Annotated in this window: 18 protein-coding genes; all 18 read right to left on the minus strand. The window is 28.9% G+C overall.

Annotated features, from left to right (window positions below; genetic code table 11):
* Positions 1 to 855: an ABC transporter permease gene (locus tag BMY86_RS00695; RefSeq protein WP_091463751.1), complete on the minus strand. Its 855-nt coding sequence runs from the start codon at positions 853 to 855 to the stop codon at positions 1 to 3.
* A gap of 79 nt (positions 856 to 934) precedes the next feature.
* Positions 935 to 1,828 (minus strand): ABC transporter ATP-binding protein, encoded by an 894-nt coding sequence (locus BMY86_RS00700; RefSeq protein WP_091463753.1) that lies wholly within the window; start codon positions 1,826 to 1,828, stop codon positions 935 to 937.
* Between the two features lie 107 nt (positions 1,829 to 1,935).
* Entirely contained in the window at positions 1,936 to 2,853 is a 918-nt protein-coding gene (locus tag BMY86_RS00705; protein WP_091463756.1) for a hypothetical protein, read from the minus strand.
* Between the two features lie 95 nt (positions 2,854 to 2,948).
* Complete coding sequence (locus BMY86_RS00710; protein WP_091463761.1) at positions 2,949 to 3,404, minus strand: DMP19 family protein; 456 nt, start codon at positions 3,402 to 3,404, stop codon at positions 2,949 to 2,951.
* Between the two features lie 86 nt (positions 3,405 to 3,490).
* Positions 3,491 to 4,051 (minus strand): DUF4256 domain-containing protein, encoded by a 561-nt coding sequence (locus tag BMY86_RS00715; protein ID WP_091463765.1) that lies wholly within the window; start codon positions 4,049 to 4,051, stop codon positions 3,491 to 3,493.
* Between the two features lie 6 nt (positions 4,052 to 4,057).
* Positions 4,058 to 4,837, minus strand: a complete 780-nt coding sequence (locus BMY86_RS00720) for an alpha/beta fold hydrolase (protein ID WP_091463769.1) — start codon at positions 4,835 to 4,837, stop codon at positions 4,058 to 4,060.
* An 88-nt stretch (positions 4,838 to 4,925) separates the two neighbouring features.
* Entirely contained in the window at positions 4,926 to 5,282 is a 357-nt protein-coding gene (locus BMY86_RS00725; RefSeq protein WP_091463771.1) for a DUF2200 domain-containing protein, read from the minus strand.
* 42 nt (positions 5,283 to 5,324) lie between these two features.
* Positions 5,325 to 5,633, minus strand: a complete 309-nt coding sequence (locus BMY86_RS00730; RefSeq protein ID WP_091463775.1) for a hypothetical protein — start codon at positions 5,631 to 5,633, stop codon at positions 5,325 to 5,327.
* A 62-nt stretch (positions 5,634 to 5,695) separates the two neighbouring features.
* Positions 5,696 to 6,151, minus strand: coding sequence for an SRPBCC family protein (locus BMY86_RS00735; RefSeq protein WP_091463780.1), 456 nt, complete (start codon positions 6,149 to 6,151; stop codon positions 5,696 to 5,698).
* Between the two features lie 52 nt (positions 6,152 to 6,203).
* Positions 6,204 to 6,896, minus strand: coding sequence for a hypothetical protein (locus tag BMY86_RS00740; protein WP_143065574.1), 693 nt, complete (start codon positions 6,894 to 6,896; stop codon positions 6,204 to 6,206).
* Positions 6,897 to 6,908: 12 nt separating this feature from the next.
* Complete coding sequence (locus tag BMY86_RS00745) at positions 6,909 to 7,316, minus strand: VOC family protein (protein WP_091463786.1); 408 nt, start codon at positions 7,314 to 7,316, stop codon at positions 6,909 to 6,911.
* Positions 7,317 to 7,527: 211 nt separating this feature from the next.
* The gene (locus BMY86_RS00750; protein ID WP_091463789.1) at positions 7,528 to 7,821 is read right to left on the minus strand and encodes a hypothetical protein; all 294 of its coding nucleotides are present in this window, start codon (positions 7,819 to 7,821) and stop codon (positions 7,528 to 7,530) included.
* A 128-nt stretch (positions 7,822 to 7,949) separates the two neighbouring features.
* Positions 7,950 to 8,408, minus strand: coding sequence for a tungsten formylmethanofuran dehydrogenase (locus BMY86_RS00755; protein WP_091463792.1), 459 nt, complete (start codon positions 8,406 to 8,408; stop codon positions 7,950 to 7,952).
* Positions 8,409 to 8,509: 101 nt separating this feature from the next.
* Positions 8,510 to 8,815, minus strand: a complete 306-nt coding sequence (locus BMY86_RS00760) for a DUF1905 domain-containing protein (RefSeq protein WP_218141962.1) — start codon at positions 8,813 to 8,815, stop codon at positions 8,510 to 8,512.
* Between the two features lie 13 nt (positions 8,816 to 8,828).
* Positions 8,829 to 9,977 carry a DUF4932 domain-containing protein gene (locus BMY86_RS00765; RefSeq protein WP_177177098.1) on the minus strand — a complete coding sequence of 383 codons (1,149 nt, stop codon included), beginning with the start codon at positions 9,975 to 9,977 and terminating at the stop codon, positions 8,829 to 8,831.
* Positions 9,978 to 10,040: 63 nt separating this feature from the next.
* Positions 10,041 to 10,916 carry a cation diffusion facilitator family transporter gene (locus tag BMY86_RS00770; protein WP_091463799.1) on the minus strand — a complete coding sequence of 292 codons (876 nt, stop codon included), beginning with the start codon at positions 10,914 to 10,916 and terminating at the stop codon, positions 10,041 to 10,043.
* 217 nt (positions 10,917 to 11,133) lie between these two features.
* Positions 11,134 to 11,301, minus strand: a complete 168-nt coding sequence (locus BMY86_RS13010; RefSeq protein WP_177177099.1) for a hypothetical protein — start codon at positions 11,299 to 11,301, stop codon at positions 11,134 to 11,136.
* A gap of 426 nt (positions 11,302 to 11,727) precedes the next feature.
* Positions 11,728 to 12,522: a hypothetical protein gene (locus BMY86_RS00775; protein ID WP_091463802.1), complete on the minus strand. Its 795-nt coding sequence runs from the start codon at positions 12,520 to 12,522 to the stop codon at positions 11,728 to 11,730.
* Between the last annotated feature and the right edge of the window lie 86 nt (positions 12,523 to 12,608).

Genomic DNA, 12,608 nt, shown 5'->3' on the forward strand with positions numbered 1-12,608 from the left:
CTATAAATCTCGTTTTTTTAGTATTCTATAAGATAAAATTAAGAATAAACTTGTCCAAAAAAGTACAATTCCGATAAAGATTGGTTGCACGGCATAATTATTTTCAAAATTTGCACCTACAGTATTTGTTATCGATTTAATAAAGTTTAAACGTGAAAAAGGTTCTACAATTAAATTCGACATTGATTCTAACGGTAACGCATCTTTAACCCAATCAATCACAACTGTATCTTTATCTTTAGGTTTGTAACCTAAAATCTTATATTTTAAAATGGCATGGCCTATATTTTCTCCTAAAAACCAAACGAAAATAAAGCCTAATGTAAAGGCAGAACGTTTTATTAATAAGGCTAAAAATAAACAGAATGAAAAGAATGCAACATGTTTTAAAAAGTATGCAAAAAGGTATTCTAAATCGGAAAAAATTATACTTACTTCAGTAAAAGAAGAATATTTTAATCCTAAAATTAAACTGATTCCAAAAACTAAAAGTGTAGAAACCAATGAAAATAATAGAATGGTATAAATTTTTGAAAGAAGAAATTCTTTTTTCGACATTCCGTCAATTAAATTTTGTTTCAAGGTTCCATAACTGTATTCATTGGCAACCATAGAAACGATTATAACCGCCAAAAATATTTTCAACCAAGAAGCTACATAAGTTGTAAAATGCCAGATATATGGGAAATTGAAGAATCCACTGTCTGCAGCTTTAAATTTAAAAGGTCCAAAATCAAACTCTATTAAGGCTATTGAAGCTAATAAAGTTAGTGAAAGGAAATAAATTATGGTTAATACTTTACTGGCTCTATTTTGCCAGATTTTTTGTAATTCTATAGAAAGTAATCGTTTCATTTTTTTAGATTTTAAGACACTTCGACAAGCTCAGTGTGACAAATTTGTTTTTAAAGTTTAAAGTTGATTTTTTAAAGAATTAATGTTTCGTTAATTCTAAGAATTGTTCTTCTAAACTGTTTTTACGTTTTACTAAATGCGTTAACGTAATATTTTGTTTGAACAATAAAGTGTTTAACTCTCCAGGCTCTAAATGAGACTTCAAATACACCAATAATTTGTTTTCGTCTTTTTCAATTTTTTCAATTTGAGGCAATTGTTGTAAAGCTGATTCTAACTGAGCTAAATTCTCCGATTCTAATTCGAAGAATCCTTCACTAGCAACCATTCCATCAACTGTTCCTTGGTAAAGAGTTACACCGTTTCGAATTACAATTACATGTGAACATACTTTTTCTACTTCATCTAAAAGGTGAGAAGCTAATAAAATTGTTGTGCCTTGATTAGCGATGACTTTAATTAAATCTCTAATTTGTCTGATTCCTTGTGGGTCTAATCCATTTGTAGGTTCGTCTAAAATTAAAATTTCAGGATCGTTTAGTAGGGCAGAAGCAATAGCTAAACGTTGTTTCATTCCTAAAGAGAACGTTTTGAATTTACTGTCTTTACGATCCAGTAATCCAACTAATTCTAACTTTTCAAAAACTTTTGTATAAGGGATATTTTTGATTTTGCAGACCAATTTTAAATTGTCTTCTGCTGTCATATAGGGATAAAAGTTAGGTCTTTCTATTATGGCACCTACTTTTTTTAAGGCATCGTGAGTAGAATAAGTTCCATCGAACCATTCAAATTCTCCAGAAGTTTTGTTTACTACGTTTAGTACAATTCCTAGAGTAGTTGATTTTCCAGAACCATTTGGTCCTAAAATTCCGTAAACATTTCCTTTTTTAATTTCAACAGAAACGTTATTTACCGCATGAACTTTACGGTATTTTTTATGCAGATTGGTTATTTTTAAAATAGTTTCCAAAGCTTTTCGTATTAAGTTTTGTAGTAAGACGAAAGTTTTGGAAACTTGTTACAAAAAGAAAAGCCAAGAGTATTATTCTTGGCTTTTAAAAAACAATTTGTTAAGTATTAATTATGTGTAATACTGAAACTTCCATTAGAAATGTTAACTGTTTGTGAACCATTATTAGCAGAATAACTAAATGTTCCAACAATTGTATTTCCTGTATGAGAAGTAATCGTTAAACTTCCGCTTACGTTTGTAAATTCAGCTTGACTGTTACTATTTGAAATACCAGCATTATATGTTCCATCATATGTTAATGCATATGTTCCGGCAGCAATATTTTTTGGGAAATTTAAAGAATAGATTCCAAAATCACTAGTTAAATTTGCATTGTTACCCATAATTGCAATTGAATTATCTCCAGAATTTTCCATGATTGTTATGAATTTTCCGTCTTCATTAAAAGCATCCATAGTGAAAACTTGTCCGCTATTTCTTTTTAATGACATGCTTCCATTGCTATAGTAATCAGTTGATAAGAAAACAACATCAGTAAAAACACCATTAGTAATGCTCATAGAAACATCATTATCATCATATAAAGTTCCAGAAAAAGTACCAGACATTTTACCTGTTTCTAAGTTTAAAGTAGTAATGTTAACTGTAAAATTACCGCTAGTATGTTGAGATGTGAATACATCCATTTGATTTGAAGAAATATAACCTAAAGTTCCTTCAGCGAAATCTCCAGAAAATGTTTTACTTCCAACTGCTAAATTTTCGATTGGAATGTTCATTGTAAATGAACTTGTATTAGAAGCGATTCCTATAATTTGTAATGATTTTTGAGAGTCACCTCCAAAACCAACAGTCATAACATTAGCAATGGCCCCACCGTTAGTAGAACTCCATGAACTTCCGTTAATTGTAGCTGACATTGAGCCTGTTAAAACGTTTTCTGTTTCGTTGTTGTCATCTCCACCACATGAAAACAACATAAATAAAGTGCTTAATAAAGCACCAAAAATTAATTTTTTCATCTTATTTATTAAAAATTTCTGACAAAAATAAATTAATAAATTAGAAAAAATTTTATAATTTCTATAATTGCATTTTTACAACAAATTTTGTTTTATTAGTTACAAAAATGTGACTTGTTCGTTCTAATATAATTGACAATCAATTCCACAACATCTTCCTCTTCTTCAGAAAAAAAGATTTCATCTAAGTCTTCCCATCCTGAAATAATTTTCTCATCCAATTTGGCAATTACTTTTTTTCGAGCTTCAGTGTTTGAAGTATATTTTACGTTTAATAATTGAAATGCTTTAGTAAGTACGGTAGCCGTTTTTGTAGCGTTAATATCTTTATAAGCTTGAATGATTTCTGTTACAAAATCGCCACTTTCAGAATTAAAAAAGTAATGCAAACCGCCTTCGTTCATGGCTGCTTCAAAAATGTCAACATACACAAAAGTTAATTCGAAACTATTTAAATCACTCTTTTCTTTTTTGTCCCAAATATAATTTCCTACTGCTTCAATGATAGCAATATCGTCTTCTGATTTTAAAATCGTTTCTATGTTTTGCATGATTTTCGTTTTATTGAAGGCAAAAGTAAAGTAAAATAAACGATTAGTTAGGTTTTGGAGTTAGTTTAATTAAGTCAAACATTTTTTTAAATTCTTAACGAACCTCGAAATCCTCGAACAGCATAATAGGAATCGGCACCATTATGATATAAAAAAACGGTATTGTATCTAAAATCGCAAAACGTTGCACCGCCTAATTTTCTAATTTCTTCTGGAGTTTGAACCCAACTTGAAGTTTTACTATCGAATTTCCCTAATTTTTGTAACTCTCTATATTGACTTTCAGTTAATAGTTCAATTCCCATTTCTTTTGCCATGTTGATGGCACTATTTTTTGGTTTATGTTCTTTGCGTTTTTCTAACGCTTCATGGTCATAACAAATGCTTCTTCTTTCTTTGGGTGATTCGGCAGAACAATCAAAAAAAATAAATTCACCTGTTTGTTCATCAAATCCTATAACATCGGGTTCGCCTCCTGTTTTTTCCATTTCGTTTAACGACCACATTTTATTTTGATTTGTTGCAATTTTTGTCTGAACATCATCCCAAACAATACCTTCATGACGATTGGTATTTTTCTCAAATCGTTCTTTTAAAGTATTTAGTAATGAAGTTTGTTCTTCAGATGTTAATTGTTTTGATGCCATAATAAATTAGAATTTTTCGTTTGTAAATTGATTGATAAACTCAGAAGATTTTTCTAAAATTAACTCTGGGGTTTCTTTATGTGGATTGTGTTTAATATTTGGAATAATTAGTTTTTCAGAATTTCCTCGTGAATTTTTGACAATACTTTCGACTTGCATTAACGAGCCGAATTCATCTTCTTCACCTTGAATAATTAATGAATTGCATTCAATCATCGGTAAGAAGTTTTCAATGTTCCATGATTTGAATTCGTCAGTTGTCCATGTGCTTGCCCAAGCCCAAAACATGGCTTCGGTTTTTTCACCGTGATATTTTTCTAACTTGGTTTTTAAGTCGGTCGTTTCGAATTGTACTTTAGCTTCATTAATTCCTTTTAGCGTAATATCTTCTACAAAAACATGAGCGCCTTCCGTAATTATGCCTAAAATTTTCGTTGGATATTTCGCAGCAGTAATTAAAGCAATCGAACCGCCATCGCTATGTCCGAAAAGAATGGCTTTTTCAATTTGCCAATAGTTTAAAAGTTCGTTTAAAATATCAGCTTCCAATTCTACATAATAGTTATCACGTTTAGAGTAGGAGAACGGACTCGATTTTCCATACCCTTGTCGGTCGTAAACTAAAACGTTGCATTGTGCAAAATCACTAAGCTGTTGTGGGAAATCACGCCAAAGCTCTATGCATCCTAACGAATCGTGAAGAAAGATTATCGTTGGTTTGTTGGAATAATTTCCAATTTTTTTAATAGCTATTTTATCTAAGGATAATTTGGTTTCTGTTTGCATGTTTTGAAATTCAACTACATACAAATATACCGAATGCAGTAACAAATTGTCTTAAAATAATCTCAAAGTTTAAATGGTTTTACTGAGATTATGACCTTAAAATCTTTTCCATTTTTTTGCCTTTGGCTAATTCGTCTACCAATTTATCCATATAACGCATTTTACGAATCACTTCGTCTTCGATTTCTTCCACACGATAACCACAAATTACACCTGTAATTTTATGCGCATTTGGATGGATTTGTGGAGCTTGTGCAAAAAAGGTTTCGAAGTCGTTTTTCAAATCAATTTGTTTTTGTAAGGTATTTGCGTCATAACCCGTTAACCAAAAAATAACGGTATCAAGTTCTTCTTTGGTTCTGCCTTTTTTCTCTACTTTTTTTAAGTATAAAGGATAAACTGTTGAGAAAAGTATTTTGTATATTCTGTTATTAGTGTTATTCATGTTATTAGCTGTAAACAATTAGCTTTTTTATAAGTTTTTAGTTTAAAGAATATTATTTGTTGAGCCGATATATTCTAAAATCTGAACTTTGTGTGAATTGTTCAATCCACTTTCGTCACGTTTTTTTTGAAACTCTAAAAAGATTAGATTATTTAAAACTTCTTTTTGAATATTTTCATCTTGATAATTTGAAACATGAGTGAATGTTACTCCATCATTATCCACGAATACGCTATAATTAAATTTACTCGTATCCATTTCTTTAAAACTACTTAAGAAATTTTCAATGTTTAATTTGTTTTCAGCTACGAATTCAGGTTTTACTTTATAGCTGACGATTACGTTTATCATGATATTTTTTTTATTAAAGGATTCAAATAATTGGCACATTGACACATTGTCAAATTGAATAATTATAAAGCCCCATCCGGAATTTCAGGTTCCACTAATTTTTTTAATTTTTCTAACGATTCTTGCCAACCTAAGTAACACATTTCTGTTGGAATCATAGCAGGAATATTTTCTTGTAGAATTTTAATTTCTGTACCACAAGATACTTTTTTCAACCAAACAGAAGTAGTCATTTGACCCGGTAAATTTGGATCATCAAATACATCTGTATATTTTAAAAATTCATTTGGTTTGATGTCTAAATATTCACCGCCAAACGAATGACCATTTCCTGTTGAAAAGTTAATGAAAGACATTTTAAAACGTCCTCCAATTTTTACATCTAATTCATGTACTTCACATAAGAATCCATAGGGTGGAATCCAAGAAGCCATTGCAGTTGCGTTTGTAAAAGCACGAAATACTTTTTCAGGTGTTGCAGTTACTACGCGGTGCAGAGATACACTATTATTTTCCATGAAATTTATTTTTTTGAGGATTTAAAATTACGAAAATTACTTAGTAAGAAAGTTAATCTGTTTTGTTATTTTCATTTATCTTTTGAATGATACTTTCTCTCCATTCTTTCATTTTTTCAGAATATTCTTTCATTGCATCTGGTTCTAAAAACATTACCTTTTCTGCTAGATTATTATCAGCTACTCTAATAGCCCTTTTATAAGTAGAATGTTCGGTAAATTCATTAGAGATGTTAAACTGTAATATGTCGATAGTACTTTTTAATGAATTTGAATAGTAGGTTTGATTGTTAATTAAAAATTTAAATCTAATATCAGTTTCAAAATTTCCATTGTATTTTTTTGTATCGGTTTTGATTATTTTTCCACTTCCAATATTTTCAGAATAATAACTATTTCCACACCATGAATAACTCCAATATTCAATTGGTTTCCATTCACCATTTTGATTTTTAGCTTCTTGAATTAAATATAATCGAGAATCTTGATAACTTATATTTAAAGAATCTTTGGAATTGTTTTTTAAATAAATTGAAATAATTGTATCGTTTGAAACTTTTGCAATTATTTGAATTTTATTTTCAGGATTTTCATTTTTGATAAATTCTTTTTTTAATTTATTCTTTGCTTTAAATTCATAATCAAATCTGTTGTTATTAGAAACCATCTCATTATTTTGACCAAAAAATGCAAAAGAAAATAAAAGAAATAAATAATTTATAAATAGTTTGTTCTGATTTGCCATAATGTTATTTTATTATTCCGTTGGTAATTTCGACATATCCATATAAAAAATTTCCCAAGTATGTCCGTCAAAATCTTCTATGGTTCGTTGTTGCATAAAACCATAATCTCTCATTTCGTTTGGTTCAATTCCGCCTGCTTTTAATCCTTTTTCCATGGCGTTGTTCACTTCTTCAACACTGTCAAATGATAAAGATAAAAATGCAGCTACATTGGATTTGGTATCAGCAATGGGTTTGGTTGCAAAAGAAGCAAACTTTTCGTGAGATAAAAGCATCACAAAAATACTTTCACTCCAAACCATACATTTTCCTGTATCGTCTGAAAATTTTGGGTTGTTTGTAAAACCTAATGCTGTGTAAAAAGCCATCGATTTATTAATGTCTTTTACAGCTAAATTGATGAAAATTTGTTTTGCCATGTAATTATTTAGATTTAATAGAAGTGTTTTTTTTAGCCACGAATTCACGAATTTTTAACTGGCAAATTTAATAATTCGTTCAATTCGATTATCCCGATTAATCGGGACAAATAAAATCGAATAGATATTAAGTTTAATTCGTGAATTCGTGGCTATATTTTGAGTTAGTAACGTCTTCTTTTGTGAAATTTAATTGCCGTTATGTTACTTTTTACCAAACTTTAAATATTTCTCTTTTTCCGCTGATATACAAATCGTGATAGCCTTGCATTTTTTCTTTCATTTTTTTCACTTCTTCGCTATCTTCAATATACTTTTTAAAGCGGTCTTCATATGCCGATAAATTGTCATACTGACTTTGCATTATCACTCGGTTAAAATCACCCGTCATGTCCGTCATAATATTTACAAATTCTGGACTATCAGCCATTACTTCTTTAAAAAGGGTTGCCAATTTAGAGGCGTTTCCTGGCTTGCAAACAAATATTTCATGAACAACTATCATAATGTTAATTTTTATAAATGAGTACTCATTTTTAGTTACTCAAATTTACGAAAAATTAAGTATATTGTTTTGAAATACAGTGTTTTAAAGTTTTGTTTGGTGTTTTGTATTTAGGAGAAGTAGTATGATTAATTCTCGCAAATTTCTTTCAATTTACCCAATGCTTTTGGATAGGTTTCATTCATATATTCTATAAAATCTTCAGTACAATCTAAATCAACTGAAATGTTTGTAGTACCATTATTTTCTTCAAAAGTGTAGTTTTCCATTCCGTTAGCCCATTTTTCAACTTCAGGACCATCCATTATTTTTTGATCGCCTTGTACTAATCCGCAATGCTGAATAGAAACAAATTGATTCGGTTGGTTTTCTGTCACTTTAGAAACCATACCGCCTTTATCGCCATTTTCATCGGTTCCTAAAAAAAGAATTTTATTTCCTTTTTCCCAAGTTCCTTCATAAGTACACGTTGGATTAAAAACAGCGGTCCATTGTTCATAGGTAGATTTATTGTTGATGCCCAGCATGAAATCATAAACTTTACTCACAGGAGCTTTGATGCTTACTTTATAATGTAACTTTTCCATAATTTGTAGTTTTTAGTTACCCAAATTTAGTGAAAATTTTAGCAATAATAGCTGTATAGTAAAACGCTAAAAAACGAGAAGAATAAAATGATATATTTTGTTTAAAGAATAATAGTAACCGTAATTACCATTCCATCTTCAATTTTTTCTTTTTTTCGAATTTCTGATTTTAATGGTAGGAGATAGGTTTCGTTTTTAGTATCGTACCATATAGAAGTTTTCCATTGAGAAGATCCTATTTCAGCAGTAGCTTTTAATCTGCCCCAACCTTCTTCTTCCTTTCTTAAGTTATTTCTAATTTCTTTTGAACTATTTTTAGGTAAAGAAATAAAATACCATCCAGCAGTGCCTTCGTATCGCCATACTTGTTCTGAAAATTGGTATTTTATTTTACCTTTTGAAGTCATTTTTGATGATTTTTTATTCTGTAATTTGAGTTTTTGATTTAATTTTTTGAACCAATTCTGGTATAAAATCCTCAAAATTCTTGTATTTAATCCTATTGTTTTCGTATTCTAAAAGTAAATTTTCAATTAATTCAAAATAGATAAACCCTCGTTCTTCAATACATTCTTTTCTGTATTTTGTAACAAAATCATGGTTGCCCAAACGTTGTGCTATTTTTAGTTCTCCTAATCTAACCAAATGTTCTTCAAAACAGGTTTTCCAATCGGTATAACCTTGTTTTTTCATATTATTTTTAAGGGAATCTGTAAATAAATAATTTAATTCATTAATTAGTAATGTATTTTTTTCATTTTCTTTAAAAATTTCATGTAAGAATGTATGAATTAATTCATGTATGCCAATTTCTTGAAAGTATTTTATGTCTTTATAGCCTAAATTATAATGTTCAATTTTATTTATATTGATAGAATCCGATTCTAATAAATGATTCGATGTAACTAAACAAGCAGCTTTCGAATATTTATCATTTTTTATTAAAATTGCTCTACCAATTCCATTAAATGAAAATGCAGAAATAATGATTTCATATTCGTTTCTTTTGACACCATAATAATCTTCTAATTCAGTTATGATGTTGTTTTTCGGTGTAACTGATTGTAATTCTTCTGCAATTTTTTTATATATATTTCTGTACCCTTTTTTAAAGCGATTTTTTAAATCAGCATCTTTATAAAATTTAATAACAGAAATATTGAAATCATCAAAACGCGCTTGTGTTTCTTCTGCTGTAATTCCTTCATTTTCATAATAAACGGATGGATATTTTGCATATTGTTTATATTCAGGAAGCTTGGTGTTGTAAAGACTAAGTAAAATATCATACATATCTACAAAACCATCATTTAATAGTTTGTTGAGTTTAGTAACTGCTTCATGATTTTTAAACGATTCGAATTGACTTGTTAATTCTTTTGAAAGTGTTGCACGAGGTCCAGGAATTTTGTTATAATGATATTCTCCAGATTCAGATAAATTGTAAATTAATGCTAAAGTTTCTAAATTTTCATTATAGCCAATAATAAGTTTGGAATTTTTATTTTTTATTTGCTTGCTATTGAAATTTGTATTTCTTGTACTACTACATGAACTTAGTACTATCATCCAAAATGTTATAAAAACTAATTTTAAATACTTCATATTAATTTATATTTTATTTTCAAAATATTACTCATCTGGTTCAATATGAATTAAAACATGTCCAAGCTGAGGAATTTCTCTTCTTAAAGTATCTTTTAGATTATGAGCAATAAAGTGTCCTTCTTTAACCGTAATATTTGCGTTCACTCGGGCGTGTAAATCTACATGATATTTCATACCCGCTTTACGAATAAAACATTTTTCAGTGTCTACAATTCCGGTAACTGTAATTGAAACTTTTCTAATATCATCAATTAAATCATCGTAAAAATGTTCGTCCATTATTTCACCTAAAGCAGGTCTGAATATTTTATAACTGTTATATAATATAAAGGCTGAAGCGAAAAGTGCTGCCCAATCATCAGCAGTTTCATATCCTTTTCCAAAATATAAAGCAATTGAAATTCCGATTAAAGCTGCAACCGAAGTAATAGCGTCACTTCTATGATGCCAAGCATCTGCTTTTAAAGAAGAACTATTCGTTTCTTTTGCTTTTTTCATTACCAATTGAAAAGAAACTTCCTTCCAAATAATTAAAGGGATAAGTACGTATAATGTCCAAGTTTTAGGTAATTCGTGCGGTGTTCCAATGTTTTGAATACTTTCATAAGCAATTAAAGTAGCAGTTGTAATTAAGAAACCAACGACTAAAAATGTAATTAATGGTTCTGCTTTTCCATGTCCGTAAGGATGATTTTTATCGGCTGGTTTATTGGCATATTTTAATCCAAATAATACCAAAAAAGAAGAAAATATATCGGTAGTTGATTCTATAGCATCAGCAATTAGCGCATAAGAATTTCCAAAAAAGCCCGCCAATCCTTTTATAATTGCCAAACATGCATTTCCAATAATGCTAAAATACGTGGTTCTTATTGCGGTTTCTTCGTGTAAAGTAGACATTAGGCTAATCGATTTCTTTTAAAAAGTTACTAAAAAGACAATTGATGTATCAAATATGGAAGGATAATCAATTTTAAAATATAAGACAAAAGTATAGTTTTTAATCGATTTTAATTTAAAATAATGCTGAATTAAATGTAGTTTATTTTCGTATTAAGAAGAAAAAAAATGTTGAGGTTTATTTATTTTAAAATTTATGAAAATAACAATAACAGATTTATCCTAACTTCTTCAATCGCTCTATTAGTATTTTTTCTTCAGCCTCTAACACTTCCTTTTTAATTTGATATTGCATCAAAAGTGCCTGATTGGTAGTTTTTAATATTATGGCTAAATCGATTTGCGATAAGTTTAGTTGTTTTCTAATCTCTTTAATTTTATTCATACTTCTTTTTTTTGTGGTATTTTATTTACAATATAAGTATGGCGATTTATTTTTGTGGCAAATTTTTTTAATGGTTTTTTTTTGCCACAATATTGTGGCATTTTGTTTTTGAAGTAAAAATTTTGCCACAAGTTTTTTAAAGTTTGGAAATAAAAAAAGCACGGAGAGAGTCCGTGCTGTTTATGAGAGAAAACTAACCACAACGTTGGTCATGCTGAAATCGAAGATTCAACGAAGTTAAAACATCTCCTCAATTATTTCGTGAGACCCTTTCAGGGTGACAAACGTTGTATTGAATGTCTTCCGTGTATGTTTTGTGCTGTGCAAAGTCTGGCTATGCCGAACCACTTCGTTAGGTTTCCTGACTTTGAACTTATTTTTAATATTGTGGCGCAAAATCGGGAGACTTTGCGCAGCGGGGTATTACTACTTTATATAAGTAATATTTCTTCTCACAACTGAAGTAGTAACTTCCTCGTTATTAATTATTGTTTTTGTTATTCTTTTAATCCAATTTTTATTTTTATCATATTTGTATTCAAAAGTTGTAATCGATTTATTTTGTGAAATTGGCGTAATCATTTTTAAAATATCTCCAAATTCGTTTTTTTCAATAATAAAATCGTAGTTAAAAAAATCAATTTTGTTTAAAACTAATTTATTGAAACTATTGTAAACTTTATATTTATAGGTATTCGATTTGTAATTATATTCAGCCGTCTCTACAGCTTCGATTTTTTCATTTTTAATTGAAGTAATTTTAATTGGTGATTTTAAGCTATCCATCTCAACTATCATTTTTCTTTCAATGTTTAAATTTTCATCTAAAAGGATTAATATTTTAAGACTATCATTTACAATATATTTAATATGAAGTTTTTCATTGATACCTAAATCATCATAAAAAAGAACTTTTGATTCAATGATTTTATTGTCTTTATTGATAAGATATTCAAAATTCGATTTTAGCTCATCATCTTTATAATAATTCCCTTTAATAATTGAATCATTAGAATAATTATAAACCCATTTATTAGTATAAGTTACATCTTCTAAGTAATTAGTTTCTGTAACAGTAAGTTTGTCAATTTTAGTATCATTTACTTTATATAATTCTTCTGTTCTCGGTTTGTTCATTAATTCAGAAGGTATTGATGTTTGAGAAAATACAAGTGGTGTATTTAAAAAGAAAACTGTTAATGTTAAAATTAAGTTTTTCATGAAAATGTATTTACGTTTTGGCTGAGTTGTTTTATGCTGTGCAAAGTCTGTCTATACCGAACCACTTCGTTAGGTTTCCTGACTTT

This window comes from Flavobacterium urocaniciphilum (assembly GCF_900110615.1).
Lineage (GTDB): Bacteria > Bacteroidota > Bacteroidia > Flavobacteriales > Flavobacteriaceae > Flavobacterium > Flavobacterium urocaniciphilum.

Coding starts and splice junctions, on each gene's coding strand:
- BMY86_RS00695 (WP_091463751.1), bottom strand. CDS start 855: ATGAAACGATTACTTTCTATAGAATTACAAAAAATCTGGCAAAATAGA.
- BMY86_RS00705 (WP_091463756.1), bottom strand. CDS start 2,853: ATGAAAAAATTAATTTTTGGTGCTTTATTAAGCACTTTATTTATGTTG.
- BMY86_RS00710 (WP_091463761.1), bottom strand. CDS start 3,404: ATGCAAAACATAGAAACGATTTTAAAATCAGAAGACGATATTGCTATC.
- BMY86_RS00715 (WP_091463765.1), bottom strand. CDS start 4,051: ATGGCATCAAAACAATTAACATCTGAAGAACAAACTTCATTACTAAAT.
- BMY86_RS00720 (WP_091463769.1), bottom strand. CDS start 4,837: ATGCAAACAGAAACCAAATTATCCTTAGATAAAATAGCTATTAAAAAA.
- BMY86_RS00725 (WP_091463771.1), bottom strand. CDS start 5,282: ATGAATAACACTAATAACAGAATATACAAAATACTTTTCTCAACAGTT.
- BMY86_RS00730 (WP_091463775.1), bottom strand. CDS start 5,633: ATGATAAACGTAATCGTCAGCTATAAAGTAAAACCTGAATTCGTAGCT.
- BMY86_RS00735 (WP_091463780.1), bottom strand. CDS start 6,151: ATGGAAAATAATAGTGTATCTCTGCACCGCGTAGTAACTGCAACACCT.
- BMY86_RS00740 (WP_143065574.1), bottom strand. CDS start 6,896: ATGGCAAATCAGAACAAACTATTTATAAATTATTTATTTCTTTTATTT.
- BMY86_RS00745 (WP_091463786.1), bottom strand. CDS start 7,316: ATGGCAAAACAAATTTTCATCAATTTAGCTGTAAAAGACATTAATAAA.
- BMY86_RS00750 (WP_091463789.1), bottom strand. CDS start 7,821: ATGATAGTTGTTCATGAAATATTTGTTTGCAAGCCAGGAAACGCCTCT.
- BMY86_RS00755 (WP_091463792.1), bottom strand. CDS start 8,408: ATGGAAAAGTTACATTATAAAGTAAGCATCAAAGCTCCTGTGAGTAAA.
- BMY86_RS00760 (WP_218141962.1), bottom strand. CDS start 8,815: ATGACTTCAAAAGGTAAAATAAAATACCAATTTTCAGAACAAGTATGG.
- BMY86_RS00765 (WP_177177098.1), bottom strand. CDS start 9,977: ATGATAGTACTAAGTTCATGTAGTAGTACAAGAAATACAAATTTCAAT.
- BMY86_RS00770 (WP_091463799.1), bottom strand. CDS start 10,916: ATGTCTACTTTACACGAAGAAACCGCAATAAGAACCACGTATTTTAGC.
- BMY86_RS13010 (WP_177177099.1), bottom strand. CDS start 11,301: ATGAATAAAATTAAAGAGATTAGAAAACAACTAAACTTATCGCAAATC.
- BMY86_RS00775 (WP_091463802.1), bottom strand. CDS start 12,522: ATGAAAAACTTAATTTTAACATTAACAGTTTTCTTTTTAAATACACCA.